At 71.0% G+C, this 18,432-nt stretch carries 14 protein-coding genes and 1 pseudogene; 8 read left to right on the top strand and 7 right to left on the bottom strand.

Annotation, left to right across the window (positions count from 1 at the left end; all coding sequences use genetic code 11):
• Nucleotides 1-25: 25 nt before the first annotated feature.
• From AB0M18_RS34020 to AB0M18_RS34010, 3 genes are all read left to right on the top strand, one after another.
• A complete protein-coding gene (locus AB0M18_RS34020) occupies nt 26-544 on the top strand; it encodes a DUF2716 domain-containing protein (protein WP_365764919.1) in 519 nt (172 codons plus the stop codon).
• A gap of 213 nt (nt 545-757) precedes the next feature.
• A complete protein-coding gene (locus tag AB0M18_RS34015) occupies nt 758-1,333 on the top strand; it encodes a hypothetical protein (protein ID WP_365764917.1) in 576 nt (191 codons plus the stop codon).
• A 147-nt stretch (nt 1,334-1,480) separates the two neighbouring features.
• Nucleotides 1,481-1,714 carry a hypothetical protein gene (locus AB0M18_RS34010; protein WP_365764915.1) on the top strand — a complete coding sequence of 78 codons (234 nt, stop codon included), beginning with the start codon at nt 1,481-1,483 and terminating at the stop codon, nt 1,712-1,714.
• Between the two features lie 3 nt (nt 1,715-1,717).
• Here AB0M18_RS34010 and AB0M18_RS34005 read toward each other — a convergent pair whose 3' ends face one another.
• Nucleotides 1,718-2,830 (bottom strand): L,D-transpeptidase, encoded by a 1,113-nt coding sequence (locus tag AB0M18_RS34005; RefSeq protein WP_365764913.1) that lies wholly within the window; start codon nt 2,828-2,830, stop codon nt 1,718-1,720.
• Between the two features lie 1,350 nt (nt 2,831-4,180).
• On the opposite strand from AB0M18_RS34005, the gene AB0M18_RS34000 reads away from it, so the two are divergent.
• Both AB0M18_RS34000 and AB0M18_RS33995 read left to right on the top strand, forming a co-directional pair.
• Nucleotides 4,181-5,440: a S8 family serine peptidase gene (locus AB0M18_RS34000; protein WP_365764911.1), complete on the top strand. Its 1,260-nt coding sequence runs from the start codon at nt 4,181-4,183 to the stop codon at nt 5,438-5,440.
• The gene (locus AB0M18_RS33995; protein ID WP_365764909.1) at nt 5,437-5,673 is read left to right on the top strand and encodes a hypothetical protein; all 237 of its coding nucleotides are present in this window, start codon (nt 5,437-5,439) and stop codon (nt 5,671-5,673) included. Before AB0M18_RS34000 ends, AB0M18_RS33995 begins: the two co-directional genes overlap by 4 nt.
• Before the next feature lie 423 nt (nt 5,674-6,096).
• On the opposite strand, the gene AB0M18_RS33990 is transcribed toward AB0M18_RS33995, so the two are convergent.
• The 4 genes from AB0M18_RS33990 to AB0M18_RS33975 all read right to left on the bottom strand — a co-directional run bounded on the left by AB0M18_RS33990 (nt 6,097) and on the right by AB0M18_RS33975 (nt 8,900).
• Nucleotides 6,097-6,330 carry a DUF6233 domain-containing protein gene (locus tag AB0M18_RS33990; RefSeq protein WP_365764907.1) on the bottom strand — a complete coding sequence of 78 codons (234 nt, stop codon included), beginning with the start codon at nt 6,328-6,330 and terminating at the stop codon, nt 6,097-6,099.
• Between the two features lie 361 nt (nt 6,331-6,691).
• The gene (locus tag AB0M18_RS33985) at nt 6,692-7,855 is read right to left on the bottom strand and encodes a hypothetical protein (protein ID WP_365764905.1); all 1,164 of its coding nucleotides are present in this window, start codon (nt 7,853-7,855) and stop codon (nt 6,692-6,694) included.
• 258 nt (nt 7,856-8,113) lie between these two features.
• On the bottom strand, nt 8,114-8,497 hold the full coding sequence (locus AB0M18_RS33980; protein WP_365764903.1) for an STAS domain-containing protein: 384 nt from the start codon (nt 8,495-8,497) through the stop codon (nt 8,114-8,116).
• An 82-nt stretch (nt 8,498-8,579) separates the two neighbouring features.
• Nucleotides 8,580-8,900: an ATP-binding protein gene (locus tag AB0M18_RS33975; protein WP_365764935.1), complete on the bottom strand. Its 321-nt coding sequence runs from the start codon at nt 8,898-8,900 to the stop codon at nt 8,580-8,582.
• A 1,118-nt stretch (nt 8,901-10,018) separates the two neighbouring features.
• Between AB0M18_RS33975 and AB0M18_RS33970 the strand changes: the two genes are divergently transcribed.
• The 3 genes and pseudogenes from AB0M18_RS33970 to AB0M18_RS33960 all read left to right on the top strand — a co-directional run bounded on the left by AB0M18_RS33970 (nt 10,019) and on the right by AB0M18_RS33960 (nt 15,602).
• Entirely contained in the window at nt 10,019-11,365 is a 1,347-nt protein-coding gene (locus tag AB0M18_RS33970) for an endonuclease domain-containing protein (RefSeq protein ID WP_365764901.1), read from the top strand.
• A gap of 401 nt (nt 11,366-11,766) precedes the next feature.
• Nucleotides 11,767-14,868: pseudogene (locus AB0M18_RS33965) on the top strand (Tn3 family transposase); the annotation flags it as partial.
• 182 nt (nt 14,869-15,050) lie between these two features.
• On the top strand, nt 15,051-15,602 hold the full coding sequence (locus AB0M18_RS33960) for a putative phosphothreonine lyase domain-containg protein (protein ID WP_365764899.1): 552 nt from the start codon (nt 15,051-15,053) through the stop codon (nt 15,600-15,602).
• A 27-nt stretch (nt 15,603-15,629) separates the two neighbouring features.
• Here the strand turns inward: AB0M18_RS33960 and AB0M18_RS33955 are convergent, their stop codons facing one another.
• Both AB0M18_RS33955 and AB0M18_RS33950 read right to left on the bottom strand, forming a co-directional pair.
• Nucleotides 15,630-16,256, bottom strand: coding sequence for a hypothetical protein (locus AB0M18_RS33955; RefSeq protein ID WP_365764897.1), 627 nt, complete (start codon nt 16,254-16,256; stop codon nt 15,630-15,632).
• Nucleotides 16,257-16,484: 228 nt separating this feature from the next.
• A complete protein-coding gene (locus tag AB0M18_RS33950) occupies nt 16,485-18,374 on the bottom strand; it encodes an ATP-binding cassette domain-containing protein (protein WP_365764895.1) in 1,890 nt (629 codons plus the stop codon).
• Nucleotides 18,375-18,432 lie beyond the last annotated feature (58 nt).

Genomic DNA, 18,432 nt, shown 5'->3' with positions numbered 1-18,432 from the left:
CCAGGCGGATCGGTAGGATCACGGCATGATCGGAGATCCCGTGGTCGTGCTGCCCGAGGCCGAGTACCGGCGAGTGTGGGACCGTTTCTACGAGGATTTCAGCTTCCGCCCGAGTACGAATCCGATCAAGTGGCCGGCCATCGAGGAGCCCGTCGCGTCGGTGACCTGGAGCCTCGCTGGGCTTGACGATGATTCGGGTGACGAGCGTCTGGACCGCTTGGTCGCGGTGGTCGAGCAGGGGCTGTCTTCCTGCGTTGGCCCGTCGGGCACTCTGTTCGCCCTCGACTGGCAGCACCCGTCGTACCGTTTCGCACCGCAAGAAGTGGGCGGTCCTGGGCAGCCGGTTTGGCCGCTGAGCCCGTATCCCGACGGGGACTACTTCATCTTCCTTGCGGAGGACTTCAGCTTTGGCAGCTTCGGACACCCCTGGGAAGCGTCTCTCTGCCTGTTCGGCGAGGAACTTCTCAAGGTCGCGGCCACGGAGGTCGACAAGGTTCTTGGCCTGCCGATCCGGAGGTCGGGCAAGGCGGTAGGCCCGGCCTGAGCCTGGGCCTGGGCCTAGAGCGTGTCTCTTGGAAGTGCGGTGCGCAGGGTGCTGCATGCCAGATCGATAACCTGTGTCGGCGTCGGCGGCATGGTGCGAAAGTTCGGGCCATGACCTCACCCGAGCTCAGTGACCTGGACTATCTCTGGGCTTACTTCGCTTTGACGGACATCGGAGATCAGGGGCTTGGGCCCCGGAAGGATGATGTTCATCATGGAGAGCATGGGGAAGAGGAAGGCGCGTCCTCGGCGCTCGTTCACGCCGGAGTTCAAGGCCGAGATCGTCGAGCTGTGCCGGCGCGGTGACCGCTCGGTCGGTCAGGTCGCCAAGGACTTCGACCGGACCGAGTCGAAGGGGTCCCGGGTGGTGGCGGGGCGGCTGCGGGCTGACCGGTGGGAGAACCCTGACGGTGAGAAGCGTTCACGGATGGTGCTGGACGCTGACGAGGTGGGCGCTTCCCTCACTTTCGCGACGGTCACCATTACCCGGACCTCCCGTGTCCTCCCGCCGCGGGAGACCGCACCGGACGATCCGTGGGCGTCCGCCAGCCCAGTGCGCCCCACAACACCCGAGTCCAGCGCCGGCGGTGAAGTCCCGTGCCAGGAACCTCCTGTTCCCGGTGAGGAACCGGAGCCGGAGCGGTGGCTCTGCGGTGTTGTGGTCTTCTCGTCTGCCGGGCGTGCCCTGCCCCCAGAGCGGTTCACCGGCAGGGCCCGCCCGGTAGACAGACCGGTAGGTCCGTTGGCGATCGACTCCGGGCCTACCGTGGACCGGCCGTATCAGGGCTGACAGGCTCACAACCTCTTGATCGTCTGCCAGGCCGCGGGTACTGGCCGCAGGTCCTGCGATCATGGAAGCATGACAATCAGCATTTAGCCCTCCGCAACAGGGGCACAGCAGCGCAGGCAGGAGCTGCAGGAGCTGCACCGTCGGCAGATGGCCGCTCTCGAGGCTTACGACAAGGCACTGGAACAGACCGCTCTGGCCCAGGCCAACCTCAGCCGGTCTGTCGTCGAAGCGGTGAACGTGCTCGGGGGTATCGCCATGGCGACAGGACTGCTCGGCATCACCGCCAAAGAAGCACGCGCGCATATGGCAGCTCACGAAGCAACGGCGAATCCGCAGTCGGATACGGCGGCCGGTGAAAACCCGGGAACTGACGAGAGCTGAACCTCAGAGTAGGGGGTCGATTCGTGGAGCGGTTGGGGTGGAGGGGTGCTCCGTAGCGGGTGGGGGTGGCAGGGTGCTGCCCGTTTGCCATTGCGGCCAGGTGAGGTTCCAGTCCCCGTAGCCGTTGTCGAAAGCATCCATCTGTGGTCCGGGGCCGTTGATGACGCGGATGACGTCACCTGGGTTGAGGGTGTTGTAGAGCCAGGCGGCGTTGTCGGTGCTCATGCCGGTGCAGCCGTGGCTGACGTTCTCCCTGCCGTGGGCGTCGGCTGACCAGGGTGCGGCGTGCAGGTACTCACCGCTCCAGGTGACCCGGACGGCGTGGTGGACGGTGAGGTCGTAGGCGTCGGGGCTGTTCTTGGGGATGCTGATGGATTCGCCGTTCATCCGGATGGTCGGCTGTTTTTCCAGGACGATTTTGATTCCGGTGCGGGTCCGGTAGCCGTCTTTGCCGGTGGTCACCGGAATCGTCCTGACGGCTTGGCCGTTGCGGTACACGGTCATGGAGAACCGGGCGACGTCGGTGACCGCCTCGATCCGGTCCCCCGTAGTGATTCTCAGCGGTTGCGAACCGCCGCCGTACAGCGAATCAGTGATCCTCACACCGCCGAGCAGGCTGTGAACGGTGATGACGGCGTGGGCGGGCCAGAAGGACGACGGCCTGAAGTGGAGAGTCTGGGCGTCCACCCAGTGCCAGGATCCTGCGGCGTGCGGGACGGACGTGACCCGCAGCCCCTGTTCGATCGCTGCCCGCGCCGGCCGGTCGCCCTGCGGCACCGGGTGGCTCAGACGCGCGGTCAGCGGCTGCCCCACCCCGTAGGCGCCGGGCCCCGGACCGAACCGGACAGTCAGCACCCGGGCGCCGGCCGGCCGGGCGGGGGCCCGGAACAGCAGCCGGGAGGCGGTCCCTGTCCAGGGCGAAGCCATGGCGGTGACAGAGGCGGTCGACGAGGCGGAGATGCCGGAACGGGAGTCCGCGGTCTGCCTGGCAGCCCCGTCCTTGTTCCTGAGCACGGTCCGGGGTGCTTTCTCTCCGGGGTGCATCGCGGGAGCCAGGAGCATCATTCCTGCAGACACCGGCAAAGCGCCCCATTTCCACCAAGCACGCGCAGACATGCCCACCTCCCGCACTGAAACAGACACCACCGACACTTGTCTGAATGATCAACGCGTCTGCCGGCCGGCGCGAGCCGGCGCCGAGTGCCAGGAGCCCCGACAACGGCTGGGGCGTCACCCCGGCAGGCGTGGACGCCACGGCCTCTCCAGCTCATCACCCAGCGGAAGAACAGGGACTCACCGCTACCATGGCGGTGTAGTCCGCCGATCCCAGTCGACGGCCTCTTCCGACGAGACCCCGGCCCCCCGGTGCCGGGGTCTCGTTACACCCGCCCACGGCAGCACGCTCCCGATGTACAGGACTCCGCCAGCAGCAACGCGGCGCCCTGTAGGCGTGGCGGCAGGACGATCCACCCGCTGCAGGGCGCGCCCCGCGGCCGGCCGCACCACCGCCGGTCGGAGCACGTGGCGAAGTCACCCCGGCGGGGCGGTGGTGGCCGTACGTGGAGTGATGGCGTAGGTGGCGGCCTTGATGCCAGGCGCGGGACCAAGGCCGCCGGAGGGGCGCGGCCCCGCCATGGGATGGGAGACGGAACCTGTGCAAGCGCCGCTCGGCTCAAAACCAGCACCACTGTTCCCGTCACCCACATTCACCCACCCGGACCCAAACCGGGGTACCGGTTCGACGGTGGGATACGCCTGCGGGCTGACTGCAACGTGGTTCCCGCTGCTCCCGGGACAGCCGGGAGCGTCGCCGGCTGCATCCAAGTGACACCACTGGACGGAATAGCTGGAAGTGCGCCTTGTATTCTGATGTGAGTCGTATCCCACTGCCGCGCCCTTCCCGCCCGCACGCCGCCGGCGTTGCCGCGACTGGGGCACCCCCGTGGCTCCTGACGGCCACGGCCTGGTCCCCTGCCCGGACTGCCGGCGGAAACACCCCGCCCCGGACGCGCCAGCCCCGCGGCGGAGCCCCTCGAATGAAACGAGGGCCAGGCCGGGGGCCGCTTTCCCAGGCCCTCGGAGCGCGCCCGAGTGGAAGGGCGCGTTTCAGCACGCTCAGGGCCGGTGCGGTGTCCACGTCGGGCCAGTGCGTCGTGCCCGATGCCGGGTACGGGGCGGCTCCCCGTACGCAGCCGCGTGATTGGCGTTGTGTTGCGGGCCTTTCGGCCCGGTGTAACGGTGTGCGAGACGGCGCTGCCCGGAGTGGCGAGGGGCGGCCTCACAGGCGACGGCCCAGCGCGCCACGCGATGGAATCGCGCCCTGCCGTCCCTTGACGCCCGGAATGCAGTGAACCGGGTGCGTGTCCGTGAATCGCGGGAAGCACAGAGAAAGCGGGAGGTTCAGTGACGAACAGTCCTATGGACAGGCGCGGCTATGGTGAGCAGCCCCATCGGCCCAATGGGCCGGTGTCGGAGTACACCGGCCGGTACGTGGTCCTGCTTGACCCGGCGGACCAGGACCGAGGTCTGAACGCGCTGCGGTCCTCCGCTGGCATCGCGCCCGTCGAGCGTGTCCGGGGAACCGAGAGCGGACACGTCGCCGGCCTTCTCGAGCGCCCCGATGTCTCGGTGCTCTTCGAGGACCTCGCCGCGGTCGTCGTCGAGGTGCGGCCCGAGCAGCGCCACGCCCTGGTCACCGCCGCCGAGGCGGAGCCCTCGATCATCGCGGCGGAGCCGGAGCGAATGGTCTACACCTCGCCGATCACCGCTCCGCAGCAGGCGCCGACCGAGTTCTACCCGGCCTACCGCAGTGACGAGGACGTGGTCACCCGTCATTCCCAGGCCGAAGCCGCCGCCTCCCAGGGCCCGGCCTGGGACGAACAGCTGCTGACCTGGGGCCTGCAGGCCATCCGGGCCAACCTGTCAGGACTGACCGGACGCGATGTGAAGGTCGCCGTCCTCGACACCGGCGTCGACACCGGCCACCCTGACCTGAACGGCTGCATCGAAGCCACGGCCTCCTTCGTGCCCGGCGAGAGCGCCGAGGACGGCAACGGCCACGGCACACACTGCATCGGCACCGCCGCCGGACCGGCCAGCCCCCGGCAGGGACCGCGCTACGGTGTGGCCTGCGATGCCCGGATCCTCGCGGCCAAGGTGCTCAGCAACGCGGGCAGCGGCACCGACGGCCAGATCCTGGCCGGCATCGCCTGGGCCGTCGCCCAGGGCGCACGGGTGATCTCCCTCTCCCTCGGCGCCCCGGTCCAGCCAGGAGAGCTCTACCCGCAGACGTACGAGATCCTGGCCCAGCGCGCCCTCGCGCGCGGGACGGTGATCGTCGCCGCCGCGGGCAACGACAGCGGCCGGCCCCCGCGGATCGAGCCCGTCAGCCGTCCCGCCAACTGCCCCTCCATCCTCGCGGTCGCCGCGCTCGACAAGGCCCTCACCCCGTCGTTCTTCTCCAACGGCGGCGTCAACAGCCAGGGCGGCGAGATCAACATCGCCGCACCCGGCAGAGACGTCCGCTCGGCCGCCCCCGGCGGCGGCTACCAGAACCTGAGCGGCACCAGCATGGCCACCCCCCATGTCGCGGGTGTCATCGCCCTGCTCGCCCAGGCACACCCGGGCGCCACCGCCACCGAACTCATGACCGGCCTCACATCCGGCGCGTTCCCGCTGACCCAGCCCACCCGGGACGTCGGCGCCGGCCTGCTCCAGGCCCCGTGAACAAGACCTCCCGGTCCGAGCCGGTCGGGGTCATCCTCGCGGTCGACCCCGACCGGTTCACCGAAACGGTCCAGGCCCTGCAGCGCGCCGGGCTGACGGTAACGCGTGAACAGCCGGCCCTCGGCACACTCTCCGGCACCGTCCCCCAAGACCAGGTAGCAGCCCTGAAAGCCGTCGACGGCGTCGAATCCGTCGACCAGGAACGCACCATCCAACTCCCGCCCCCACCCTGACGAGTGGACACGGTGGCTCATAGGGTGCTTTCCCTGGTGAACGTGTGTGCTGTGTGGCTGTGAGGGACTCACCACGCGGGGCCTGAATCGGGGCCGCGGTTAGGGTGTGTTCCGGCCGCGCCGGCATGGGTGTGCGGGCAAGGCCCGGTGCCCATATGCGCTTTGGGGGCAGTACCACCGGGCCGCCTATCTTTCCCGCCTACAGCGATCACGACCTGGTGGTGTTCCTCGAACACGCCGGTCTTGCCGACCCGGACACGCTCCTGGACGATCCCGTCTGGGTGGAGTGGCGCGGCGGGCCCGCCCACCAGTACCGCGCGGCCTGATGGGCTGTTCCTTCTCCGTAGCGCCGGAGGAGGACGGGATGATCCGGCCCGATAGAAGGCCGTTCGCTGCCCGTGATGAGCAGCCGTGTCGGTGGTTTCACGGGGTGGGCTGTTCCTGCTGGGGTCCGAGGGATCGGGTTGCGTCGCATTCTCGGCATGCTGCTGTGCGGGGCTGGTGGAGTGCGGCGAGGGCTTGTTCCCGGGTGAGGGTGTGGTCGCTGGGTGTGCAGCCGATGACGTGGATGAGGGTGGAGCCCGGGTGCCCGGGGCGGTGTGGCAGGTGCTGGATGGTCCATGCGGGCTGGCGCCTTGGGGGCGGAGCGCCCGGCATCCCGGATGGGTGGTGTGTGGGGACGTGCTGGTAGGAGACGCCTGGTAGGGGGCGTGCGTGGGCGGGGCTTACCCAGGCGCGGTGCTCGGCGGGCTCGGCGGAGCCGCCTGCGCCGTCCTGCCATACAGGGATTCCGACCTGGTACTGCCAGCCGCCGTCGGTGTGCTGTCGCCGGGCGTGGAGCCGTCCGCGGACTTCCTGGCTGCCCGGGAGTATGACGACGATCGGTGGCGGGGTGTGATCCGTTGCTCCTCGTTCCACGATGGCTCTTTCTCCTGCGGAGGGTAGTGCGTTTCCCGGTGCGTGCCTGCGGCCGTTGCCCGACCGGCGGGCCGGGCTTGACTGTTGATCTTGGGCGTGGTCACGCGGCGGTGGCATGGCGCGCTTCGAGGTCGGCTGGTGGTGCGGTGAGGAGTTCGCGGGCGCGTCGGGTGCTGAGGCCGAGGCGGCGGAGGCATTCGGGGTGGCTGAGGCCGTACCGGGTGAAGAAGGCGAGTTCGTGCTGGAGGAGAGGGGGGTTCCAGCGCTGTTGGGATCCGGGGACGCGGGTGCCGTCGGGGGCGGCGTCGGGTTGGTCGATGCTGTCCTCGTCCCAGGCCAGCGGGGGGTCCCAAGATCTGGCTGCGGCATATCGTCGGGCCTGCGCGGAAGGCCCTGGCCGGTGGGAGAGGAGGGCCCACGCGGCCAGGACGGCGCTTCGGACGGCGGGTGTGCTGGTGCGGGTTCTCGCGAATTCGGTGAGCGTTTTCGATGTGACCGCGCTGGCTTGGGCTATGGCGGCAAGGGTCCAGCCGGCGGTGCACAGGGCACGCAGGCGCCGCAGGAGCCCGATGTCCGTGACGTGACCATGGCGCGGGAAGGCCGGCGGGGGCAGGTCACGGACGGCGAGAACCCGTCTGGCGACGTCCGTGTTGATCCCGCGTTGTGCGGTGCGGTCGTGGTCGATGAGGGCGGAGGCGAGCGTGCTGGGGTTGACGTGGGCGGTGTGCGCGATGAACGCGATGCTGGCCCGGTCGTAGCGCAGTTGGAGCTCGCGGACGTGGTCGACGACGGGCTGGGCGTCGACGGTGTCACTGCGGCGCGCAGCGCGCCCGGGCAGGGGGATGCGGTCGCCGAGCGCGAGCAGCCGGCGTGCCGCGGCTTCCTGGATCCGCCGGGGCCGGCCGGCTTCCACGTCGTTCAGCGCGGCGGCCAGGGTCGTGGGCGACATGTCGGCCGCGCGGGCCAGAGCGGCCTGCGACAGGTGAGGGTGCGCGTCCAGAAGCCCGCGCACGTGCCGCATCGCGTCCGTGGCGTCGGTGGAGCGTCCGCCGTAGCCGCGGTCACGGTGCGGCAGATCGTCAAGGCTGATGGCCAGCAGGTGGACGGCCGTCTGGGCGCTGACGGTGCGTGGCGTGGCCGGTCTGCGCCGGGCGTCGGTCAACAGCGATTTGAGCGTGGAAGGGGCGACGCCGGCGTGCCGGGCGATCGCCGCTATCGGCAGTCCGGGGCGCCCGGCGATCAGAGCCTGGACATGATCCGTCACCTGACGGGCGTCAACTCGGTCGACGGGCCTGTGAACGTGGTCGGGGGCGAGGGGTTGCATGCTGGCAGAGGATTGTAGGAGACCCTGCCAGTCCACGCCTTGGGGGGCCTGCCCGCCATCGGACCGCCCGCCCAGCGGCAGGCCGTCAGGCCGTCGTCCTCCGGCCCGTGGGTGCACCGGGCGGTGCAGGTGGGACGGCTTGCCCCACACGCCGGTTCACACACACGTCCTCGCCCCCAGCGTCCTCACCGTCGTGGTCTACATGTGGAAGATCGCTGAGCGGCGCGGGTGGGCTGCCGCGCGGTAGCGGGTGGTATCGGTGTGGTCGGGGTCCCAGGGGGAGGCGTGGGGGTATCGGGTGAGGGTGCGGTGGAGGTGGGGGTGGAGGCCGGTGAGGCGGACGGTCGCCCGGGCGGCGTGGGCTCGGGCGCTGAGCCGGCTGAGCGCGAGCAGGCCAGTCCGGTCGCAGAAGACGAGGTCGGCGAGGTCGAGGCAGAGGGTCCGGGGGCGTCCGGCGAGTAGGGCCGTGACGGCTTGATTCAGGAGCGGGGCTGTGGCGAGGTCGAGCTCGCCCTGGACGCGGAGCAGGACGACGTCCCCGCACCACAGGGTGTGGGTCCGCAGCAGTTCTTCCGCTCGCACGGCCGCCTCCGGCTTCGCGTGGCCAGGTTCGGTTCTCCGCCCCTTTTCCAGCGTCCAGGACGCCACGGGTGCCGGCGAAGGGTCAGGCGGCTGTGAGGTCGGCCCAGTGGTCGATGAGGCTGTCGGTGTCGTCGGCGTGGGTGCCGGTGTGGTCGGCGAGGGCGGTGACGATGTCCTCGCCGCGGCCGTGTTCGTCGTCGGGCCGATTGGCGGCCCACGTACGCGGCGCGGAGGCGGTGCCGCCGTCGGCGACGTGGACCTGAACCCGCCCCGAGGCGTCCGCGGAAGCCTGCAGGTGGAGGGTGACGGGCGGCAGGGCGTGGGTGACGGCGTTGGTGACGAGTTCGGAGATGACCAGGAGGGTGTCGTAGATCTGGTCGTCGTCCAGTCCCCAGGCGGCCAGGACGGGGGGCGGGCGGAGTGCCGTGCGGTTGCGGGTGCGAGGGGGCCGTGTTCCAGCGGCAGGCCGAAGACGCGTTCACCTTCGCCGGCCCGGGCGGCGTGCGGCTGCCGGTTTCGGGAGATCGTGGTGGTCGTCATCGGAATCACTCACTGCCTGTACGGCGGGGCTGGAAGTCTCTTCTTCTGGTACTTCCAGCACACTCCCGTGGAGCACGGAATCCCTGAGCAGTCAATACCCAAATCCTCACGAATCGGGCATTCGCGTCATGTGGGTAGTCCGGTGCGCGTTGGGCTGCGGGGTGCGGGCTGCGCCGTGTTCGCCGGCATGACCACCGCACACGGTTCGTAGTCGGCTCCTGCTGTGGGTTGCAGGGCTGCCCCGGCCCGGGGCAGCCCTGCGTGTGACACGGGGGGTGTCTGTCGTGTCGACCCCAGATGATCATGGAATCCCGGCTTCCGGGTGAGTGATCGCTACTTCACCTGCGTTCGCGGCTATGACCCTCATCAAGTGCCGGGCGGGGAGCATGACGAGGCTGTTGGTAGGAGACCTGTGCTGCGCCGGATCGCCGGCGAGTTGAGGCCCCGTCGTCTATCTCTCCGGCAGCCCCAGGCTGCCGGAGAGACGAGATCGGCGAACTGGTGGACCACGGCTTTGGCCGCCCGCGACGGGCGCTACGCCCTCACTGGCGACCAGGGTCTGTGCCGGCGGAAGGCGCCTGCACCCGTGGCCTGGGTGAAGGGTCCGGCACCGTGGGAAGCGGGCCCAGCCGGGGGCTGTCCTGGGCCTGCTGCGTACCTCGCAGGGGGGACTCTAACGGGCTGCGCCCGGTGTCAAGCGTGAACCACGCGGACACCGTACCCAGATCGAAGGGCAGGCCGGGTCAGGGTCCCGGTCTGGCTCGGATCGTGGTGGGCGATGCCAGCGATGCCAGCGATGCCAGCGATGCCAGCGGTGCTGGCGGTGCCGGTGGACGCGGTCCCGGTCGGCGAAGCGGATGGTCGTCTTGGAGCGGTGGGGGCTGGTGGTCACGAGGATGGCGGTCGTCTGGGGAGCGGGGTGCGATTCCGGTGAACGTGGGCAGGAACTGCTGCGTTCTGCCGGGCGGTTAGCCTGTCGGTATGTCGGAGCGTGTCATCCCGGGCCGTACGGGCGGTCTGATCACTCTGGGCGCCGCGGACGCTGTGTGGGCCGGTTTGACGGCCGGCAGTGCTGTGCCGACGGTTTCTGCGGCGTTGACCTGTTCTCCTGCCGATGCCCGGGCGGGGTACGTCCTGCTCGGCGGCCGTGTGGTGGCGACGGTGGCGGACGGCGGCCGGTGGAGTGTTGCGGAGATTGAGGTGCGCCGGGCGGCGGCGGAACTGAACGCGGTCGAGTTCGATGGCCAGGACCTGGTGCGCGTCGGTCCGTTCCGCGGCGTGCAGGAGCCGCGCAGGGAGGGAACACTGCGGTGGCGTGAGCGCATCGCCTGGGAACTGCAGGAGCCGGGCGGCCCGGGGCGGGCTGCACGGCGTGAAGGCGCGGGGCCGTACCATCTGGCGGGGATCGACTGGCGGCGGATACTCGTAGAGCAGCCCCACGGGCGGACGGCGCGGACGTGGTGGCTGCCCCGCTCTGTGGTCAGGCTGTTGGACGCGGCCGAGCACGCCGAAACGCGGTGGCTGCAAGCCGCGCGAACCCGCTCAGAGACCGCAGCCGTCACCGAGCCGCCCTCCCACCACGACCAGGCCCGCGCCTGTGAGGGCCGGCAGCAGGCGACGAGCCCTGACCGCCCAACCGCCGCACTGCGCCCGTACAACGGGGAACTGACGGGCCAGCTGTACTCGGTGCTCAGCAGAAAACACGGCATCTCCGGCAAGGTGGCCGGATGGACGTGCACCGTCTGCCGCACCGCACCCGCCGCAGTACTGGATCACTGCCACGAACACGGCTACGTCCGCGCCCCCGTCTGCCACTCCTGCAATACCCAGGAACGCCCCGACCACCTGTACAGCAACGACATCCGCGTGGCCGGCCACTACCTTCGCCTCTTCGACACCCACACCGCCGACTGGCTCCGCCACTGGCACCGCTGCCCCGGCTGCCGCGCCCGCACCACCCTGCCACTGCCGCACCTCGCCGCCTGGACCGCCCACATAGCCTGCCGACCCCTGCGCCCGACCCACCCCACCCCCCGCGGCTCCCGCGGGCGCAAACCCTGCGGGGTGCTACGCGTCTCCTGGACGGGCAGCCAGAACGCACCCCGATCCTGCCTGCTCACTGTCGCCGTCGACTTCTGCCCCTCCGGCGAGCACCGTGTCCTGGCGCGGATCCCCTACCGCGAAGCCGCAGAGAAGTTCGGTACATGGCTGGCCGAGACCGCCCCTGCCGTGGCCGCCGCGGCCGGTCCCGACCGCCTGGACGGCCTCCCCACCCGCATCCGGCCAGTCATTGTCGACACCAGTGGTGAGGGTTTGGCGCTGTTCTGAGTGAACAGCGGGTCACCCGACACCTTGCCGTTAAGGTGTTTCCTGGCCCGTGCCGGTATGGAGTGCGTGGGCAAGGCCCGGTGCCCATATGCGCTTTGGGGGCAGTACCACCGGGCCGCTCCCACGCCTGACGCCGCCCCGGCTGCGGGTGGGAGACTCGGGCATCGAGCACCACCGGTCGGCCGTTGGGCACTGCCCCCGCGCCGCTGCTGTGGCCCGTACACGAACGCCGCGCCCTTCCGGCTGAGGAGCGCTGCCTGCTCTAAATCGCCTTGGGGAACATCGGTACAGCGGTTAACGCTAAGCCGTTGATCTTGGTCGCCTAGCACAGTGATCGGGTGCTGCGCTGGGGTTCCGTGAAGATCGTCGATCTTGAGTGAGGGGCGGCTACCGTCCGCCTCGTGCCGGTGGAATTTTTGACTGATGAGCAGGCCGAGGCGTACGGGAAGTTCAACGAGGAGCCGACCCGGCCTGAGCTGGAGCGGTTCTTCTTCCTCGACGACGAGGACCGCAAGCTGATCGCGAAGCGTCGGGGGGATCACAGCCGGCTCGGCTTCGCGCTCCAGATGTGCACGGTGCGGTACATCGGCAGGTTCCTGCCGGATGACCGCTGGACGTGCCGTGGGCGGTGGTCGAGCACGTCGCCGAGCAGCTTGGCATCGAGGACGCCTCGTGCGTGAAGCGGTACACCGAGCGCAAGCCGACGGCGTACGAGCACGCGTGGGAGATCCGGGACGCCTACGAGTACCACGAGTACGAGGACCCCGAGTGGTCGCGCAGGTTCCGCAGCTTCCTGCACGGGCGGGCGTGGACGCACGCCGAGGGGCCGGTGGCGCTGTTCAACCAGGCGGTGGGCTGGCTGCGCCGGAACCGGGTGCTGCTGCCGGGCGTCTCGGTGCTGGCCCGGCAGGTCTCCGAGGTCCGCACGATCGCGGAGAAGCGGCTGCACGCCACCGTTGCCAGGGCCGCGGCCCGCGCGGACCGGGAGCTGCCGGGGCAGCTGGTGGCCACACTCGCGGTGCCGGAGGGGAAAGCGGTTCTCGGAGCTGGAGCGGCTGCGCCGGCCGCCGACGCGGACGACGGGCACGGCGTTCGCCCGCGCGCTGGAGCGGGTGGACGAGATCGGCGCGTTCGGCCTGGGCCGGGTGCGGCTGAACAAGATCCCGCCGAACCGGCTCGCGGCCCTGGCCCGGTACGGACTCGGCTCGAAGGCGGCCGGGCTGGAGCGGGCCGCGGAGCCGAAGCGCACGGCGATGCTGACGGCGGTGATGCGGCACCTGGAGGCGAAGGCGATCGACGAGGCCCTGGACCTGTTCCAGGTCCTGATGGCAACGAGGTTGATCAGCACGGCGAAGCGGGCCACGGACAAGCAACGGCTCTCGACGCTGCCGCAGCTGGAGAAGGCGTCGCGCACGCTCGCGCGGGCGGCGAAGGTGCTGTTCGAGGAGCTGGAGCTGGTCGAGACGGCCGGCACCGACCTGGATGCGGCGGCGCTGTGGCGGGCGGTGGAGGAGGTGGCTCCGCGCTCGGCGGTGATGAGCGCGGCGGCGCTGGTGGTCTCGCTGGTGCCGGAGGACGAGGACTCCGCCGAGGTCGCCATGCGGGCCGCGCTGGCGAACCGGTACGCCACGGTGCGCCCGTTCCTGGCCCTGCTGGGCGAAACCTCGGCGCTGGGGGCGGCGCCGGTCGGCGCGCGGGTGCTGGCCGGGGTGAAGCGGCTGCCGGCGCTCGCGCGGCGGCGGGTGAAGGACAAGCCGCTGCTGCCGCGCGAGGTGGACGACAAGCTCGTGCCGGCCGCGTGGCGCAAGGCGGTGTACGCCAACCCGTCGTTGCCGCAGGGGGCGGTGGACCGGGACGCGTACGTGGTGTGCGTGCTGGAGCAGCTGCACCGCGCCCTTCAGCGGCGGGACGTGTTCGCCTCGCCCTCGCACCGCTGGTCCGACCCGCGCGCCCGGCTGCTGGACGGCAAGGAGTGGGACGCCGTCTGCGAGGACGTCCTGGCCGGGCTGAGCCTGGACATGCCCGCCGAGGAACACCTGGCCGCCCTGGTGAGCGCGCTGGACGCGGCGTGGAAGCTGATGGCCGAGCGGTTGGAGGAGGCCGGGAAGGAAGCGAAGGTCTCCATCGAGGTCCAGCCGAACGGGCGGGCGCAGCTGAACGTGGACGCGCTCGGCGCGCTGGGCGAGCCCAAGTCCTTGCGCTGGCTGCGCCGGCGGGTGGAGCGGATGCTGCCGAAGATCGACCTGCCGGACCTGCTGTTCGAGGTGCACTCCTGGACCGGGTTCCTGCCTTCGTGCACCTGGGCGACGGCACCACCCGCATGGAGGACCTGCACACCTCGGTGGTCGCGCTGCTGGTGTCGGAGGCGTGCAACATCGGCCTGACCCCGGTGACCAACCCGGGCGTCGAGGCCCTGACCCGCTCCCGGCTGGTCCACGTCGACCAGTACTACCTGCGCGCCGACACCATCGCCGCGGCGAACGCCGCGCTGATCGCCGCCCAGGCCGAGGTGCCGATCGTCCGCTACTGGGGTGACGGGCTGCTCGCCTCGGTCGACGGCCTCCGCTTCGTCGTCCCCGTCCGCACGATCAGCGCCGCTCCCTCGCCGAAGTACTTCGGGTTCAAGAGGGGCATCACCTGGCTCAACGCCGTGAATGACCAGGTCGCGGGCATCGGGCAGATGGTCGTCCCCGGGCACGCCGCGGGACTCGCTGCACATCCTGGACGCGCTGCTGAACCTGGACGGCGGGGTGAAGCCGGAGATGGTGGCGACCGACAACGCCTCCTACTCCGACATGGTGTTCGGCCTGTTCAAGATCCTCGGCTACAACTTCAGCCCCAGGTTCCGTGACCTGGACGACCAGCGGTTCTGGCGGGCGACGATGCCCGGCGTGGAGACGGGCACGTACGGGCCGCTGGAGGACATCGCCCGCAACCGGGTCAATCTGAACAAGGTGATCGCGCACTGGCCGGACATGCTGCGGGTGGCCGGCTCCCTGGTCACCAACCAGGTCCGCGCGTACGACCTGCTGCGGATGTTCGGCCGCGAGGGGTGCCCGACGCCGCTGGGGCAGGCGTTCGCCGAGTACGGGCGGATCGCCAAGGCCCTGCACCTGCTGGCCGTGGTCGACCCGGTCGATGACACCTACCGCCGGCAGATGAACCGGCAGCTCACCGTGCAGGAGTCGCGGCACAAGCTGGCCCGGGACGTGTGCCACGGCAAGCGCGGCACCATCCACCAGGCGTACCGGGACGGCATGGAGGACCAGCTCGGCTCCCTCGGCCTGGTCCTCAACGCCGTCGTGTTGTGGACCACGAAGTACATCGACGCCGCCGTCGCCCAGCTCCGCGCGGAGGGCCACGAGATCCGCGACGAGGACATCGCCCGGCTGTCGCCGCTGAAGCACAAGAACCTCAACGTGCCCGGCCGCTACAGCTTCACCGCCTCCGTCCCCGCCGGCGGCCTGCGCCCGCTGCGCGACCCGGACGCCCCCGGGCTGGACGACGACGAGGACGACGCCGGAGCGGAGGAGTGGCAACGGTGCCCTCGCCGACCGGTGACGGGCCCGCGAGCCGGGCCGGGCTGGCGCCCCCGAAGGGTCTGGGGTGGACCGACCGGGTCCGCGCTCCCGAACGGCTCGACGAGGGCTTGGACGAGTTCGGCAACCGCGTCACCGGGAAGTGGATGCCCAAGGGCATCGACGAGGAGATGTGGGAGCGGATCCGCGGCGCCACGATCGATGGCTACCTCGGCACCCAGTCCAAGGTGCTCAAGGACTTCACCCGCGCGTGCGTCTACACCCGCGACTACCGCGACCTCGACGACCTGCGCCGCGTCCTGACCGTGCTGCGCGAGCTCGGCGTTACCGGCTGGATCGACTACAAGCGGGACTGCGACACCGCCCGGGGCCTGTACGGGCGCGGGGCCCTGTACTGGCACTCACCGCCGGCGACCGTCGCCATCGACGTGCCCCCGTGGTCGGTCGGCCGGGAGATGGACCGCGAGACCGCCGCCGAGCCCGCGCCCGCGGCGGCCGCCTCGGCCGGTACGGACAACCCGCGCCGTACGGGCCGGTGCCCGAAGTGCGGGGCAGGGCACGGCGAGGGCTGCACGGACGGGCCCCTGGGCGGTGTGCACCCCGAGCGGCTGAAGGCTAACCACATCCCCTTCAGCGACGTCCCCGGGTACTCCCAGGCGCTCCGCCGCGCCCAGGAGGCTCGGCGCCGCCGGGGCTGAGCCGACTCGACCCTGCGGCGGCACCGGTCACGAGGACGCGCGGGCGAGCGCCGCCAGACGCTCCATCTCGTCCACGCCGTCGTTGCAGCACTGCCCGCACACCAGCCGCCGCTTCTTGGGCTGCTCGGGAAGACGGACGTCGTAGGGCAGCCGGGACTCGTCGGTGAACTCGCGCAGGTCGTAGTCGCATTCCACGCAGACCAGCCGGGCGGCACGTGCCTGCTTCTTCGACCAGGCAGGCCACTCCGCCGACAGGGCCAGCTTGGCGATGGCCATGCCCTCGGCCCGGGGCCGGAACAGCGTGAAGTCCCAGCCCGGAGCGTCCTCGGGGATGTCGGCGATGGTCTGCTCCAGCGAGGGCATCCACGGCACCAGGTGGGGCAGGTCCTTGCGCAGGATGCGGACTTCCTCGCCTTCGCGCATGGCCTTGCTGTAGGAGGAGGCGAGCGGGAAGCGGAAGGCAGTGACGATGGTGTGCGGGACCTGGAGCAGGTCCAGGTCGCGGCCGATGTCGGCGGCGGTGGCATTCCACTCGCCGCAGTTGACCTCCCGCCACAGGGCGAGCCCGTCGCCGTTCAGCTTCCCGGACGCGTTGATCGTGCTGACGATCCGCCGCTGCGCGGCCCGTACCTCCGGGGTGACCGCTCCGGTCATCTCCGTCTCCCTCAGCCTCGTCGGCGCCCACGGGCGGGCGCCGTCTGCACTGGTCAACGATGCAGGCCCGCGCACGGGTCCGGTCCGACTTTCCGCCCGATCGGACCGCGCCGTCACGCTCTTGGCCCGGGCTTTCGGGGCGTACGCGTCGGCCCCGGCCGCCGCCCTACGGGGGATAGGACGGCGGCCAGGACCGGGGCGTCACTGTAGCGCGCTGACCAGCGGTTCTCACCGGTCTTGCGCGAGTTTGTACAGTTCCGCGAACAACCCGGCCGCGTCCAGCAGGGACTCGAACGTCCCCGTCTCCACGATCCGGCCGCCGTCGAGGACGACGATGCGGTCCGCGATGCGGGCGTTCTCCAGGTTGTGGGTGACGAACACGGCGGCCTTGCCCGCGGCGAGCTCCTTGAACCGGCGGATCACCAGGTGCTCGGCGCGCGGGTCCATGGCGGAGGTGGGCTCGTCGAGCATCAGCACGGCGGCGTCCCTGTAGAACGCGCGGGCGACCGCGATGCGCTGCCACTGCCCGCCCGAGAGGTCGGTGCCGCCCCAGTTGGAGCTGGCGACCAGGGTGTCGAGCCCGTACGGGGCATTGTCGATGACGCTGTCCGCGCCCGCCGCCCGCGCGGCCTGGAGCAGCACGGTGTCGTCGCCGGTGCGGGGCTGGCCGAGGTGGATGTTGGCGCGCAGGTCCGTGGGCCAGCGGGTGTAGTCCTGCGGCACGAGCCCGACCTTCGCCCACACGCCCGTCGGGTCGGCCTCGGCAAGATCGGTCCCGTCCCAGGCCACCGTGCCGGAGCTGGGCAGGTACAGACCCGTCAGCAGGCGGGAGAGGGTGGTCTTCCCGGAGCCGTTCTCGCCCACGAGCGCGATCAGTTCGCCGCGTCGCAGGGTGAGGCTGACGCCGTCGACCGCCGCGGTGTCGGCGCCCGGGTAGGCGTAGGTGATGTCCTTCGCCTCGATCACGGCGGGCGCCCCGGCCGGGATCACCGTGGTGCCGCGCTCGGCGCGCAGGGTCTTCGCCCGGCGCAGGAAGGACTGCCAGTCCTCCAGGTAGAGGCTGGTCCGGAAGGTGCGGGCGGCGGCCATCACCAGCGAGGTCAGTGCCCCGGTGGAGGCCCGTACGGCGACGACGGCGGTCGCGGCGACGGCGAGGTCCATCCGCCCGGTCGCAGCCAGCCACCCGAGCGCCGCCCAGGTCGAGGCGAGCATGAGCCCGCCGGCTGCGGAGCCGGCCAGGGTCACCCGCAGCACGCGCGGGGCCGCCGCGCGGTGGGTGGCCTTGATCCGGTCGATGATCTCCCGGTACCAGGTCATCAGGAAGCCGGACATGGTGGCGGCGCGGACCTCGGCGGCCGTGCGGCGGTCGGTGGAGTAGTACCGCAGCAGGTAGCGCAGGTGGTTGTCGGAGATGTTCTGGAAGTCCGCGCGGTGCTGGATGCGGGCGGTGGTCACCGCGGCGGCGCCCTTGGGCACCACGGCGAGCAGAAGCAGAGGCAGAAGAATCGGGTGCAGCACCGTCAGGACCGAGGCCGCGGCGACGAGCTGGGCGAGCGCGGAGACCATGGCCTGCGCGTCGCGGATCAGGTCCTCGGTCGCCTCCGCGCCCTTGCCGGCGGCCTGGAGACGGTCGGTGAACCCGGGCCGGTCGTACGCCTCCAGCTCGACCTGCGGGGCGGCGTCGAGGATCTGGAGGTCGGCCTCGGTGGCGACCTCGGGGGCCAGGCGGGCTGCGGCGTAGACGGCGAGCGCGTCCGCCCCTGCCCGCACCGCGGTGGCCACGGCGGCGACGACGAGCGCCGGGGTCGCGGCGCTCACGCGGGCGGCGACGTCCCCGCCGCTGAAGAGGTGGTTCATCGCGCCGGGCAGCGCCGCCAGGGCGACGGCGGAGGCGGCGGCGACGACGAGCTGACACAGCCCGAGCCAGAGCATCGCGGGCCGGTCGGCGGCCCAGCCGAGGCGGACGGCAGCGGCGAGGGTGCGCGGGAGGCGGGAGGCCATCCGCCACCAGGTGGCGCTCGCGATGTCCTCGGCGTGCGGGTCGGCGCGGTAGCCGACCTGCTGCGGCGGGGCGGTGGGGGGTTTCGGGGCGGGTGAGGAGTCGGTCACCCGCCCCATCCTTGCGGGACCGGCGGGGCGTACGGGGCCGATTGCGCCGAAGTCACCCAGCCGGTGG

Origin of the sequence: Streptomyces sp. NPDC051909 (genome assembly GCF_040681095.1) — a bacterium.
GTDB lineage: Bacteria > Actinomycetota > Actinomycetes > Streptomycetales > Streptomycetaceae > Streptomyces.
The sequence above is the reverse complement of the archived record's forward strand: the minus strand, read 5'-3'. Positions and strand labels throughout refer to the sequence as shown.

Bases quoted from the DNA above. Each gene is read 5' to 3' on its own strand.
- AB0M18_RS33970 (WP_365764901.1), top strand. From the start codon at position 10,019: ATGTCGGAGCGTGTCATCCCGGGCCGTACGGGCGGTCTGATCACTCTG.
- AB0M18_RS33950 (WP_365764895.1), bottom strand. From the start codon at position 18,374: ATGGGGCGGGTGACCGACTCCTCACCCGCCCCGAAACCCCCCACCGCC.
- AB0M18_RS33990 (WP_365764907.1), bottom strand. From the start codon at position 6,330: ATGCCGGGCGCTCCGCCCCCAAGGCGCCAGCCCGCATGGACCATCCAG.
- AB0M18_RS34005 (WP_365764913.1), bottom strand. From the start codon at position 2,830: ATGTCTGCGCGTGCTTGGTGGAAATGGGGCGCTTTGCCGGTGTCTGCA.
- AB0M18_RS34015 (WP_365764917.1), top strand. From the start codon at position 758: ATGGAGAGCATGGGGAAGAGGAAGGCGCGTCCTCGGCGCTCGTTCACG.
- AB0M18_RS34010 (WP_365764915.1), top strand. From the start codon at position 1,481: ATGGCCGCTCTCGAGGCTTACGACAAGGCACTGGAACAGACCGCTCTG.
- AB0M18_RS33955 (WP_365764897.1), bottom strand. From the start codon at position 16,256: ATGACCGGAGCGGTCACCCCGGAGGTACGGGCCGCGCAGCGGCGGATC.
- AB0M18_RS34020 (WP_365764919.1), top strand. From the start codon at position 26: ATGATCGGAGATCCCGTGGTCGTGCTGCCCGAGGCCGAGTACCGGCGA.
- AB0M18_RS33960 (WP_365764899.1), top strand. From the start codon at position 15,051: ATGCCCAAGGGCATCGACGAGGAGATGTGGGAGCGGATCCGCGGCGCC.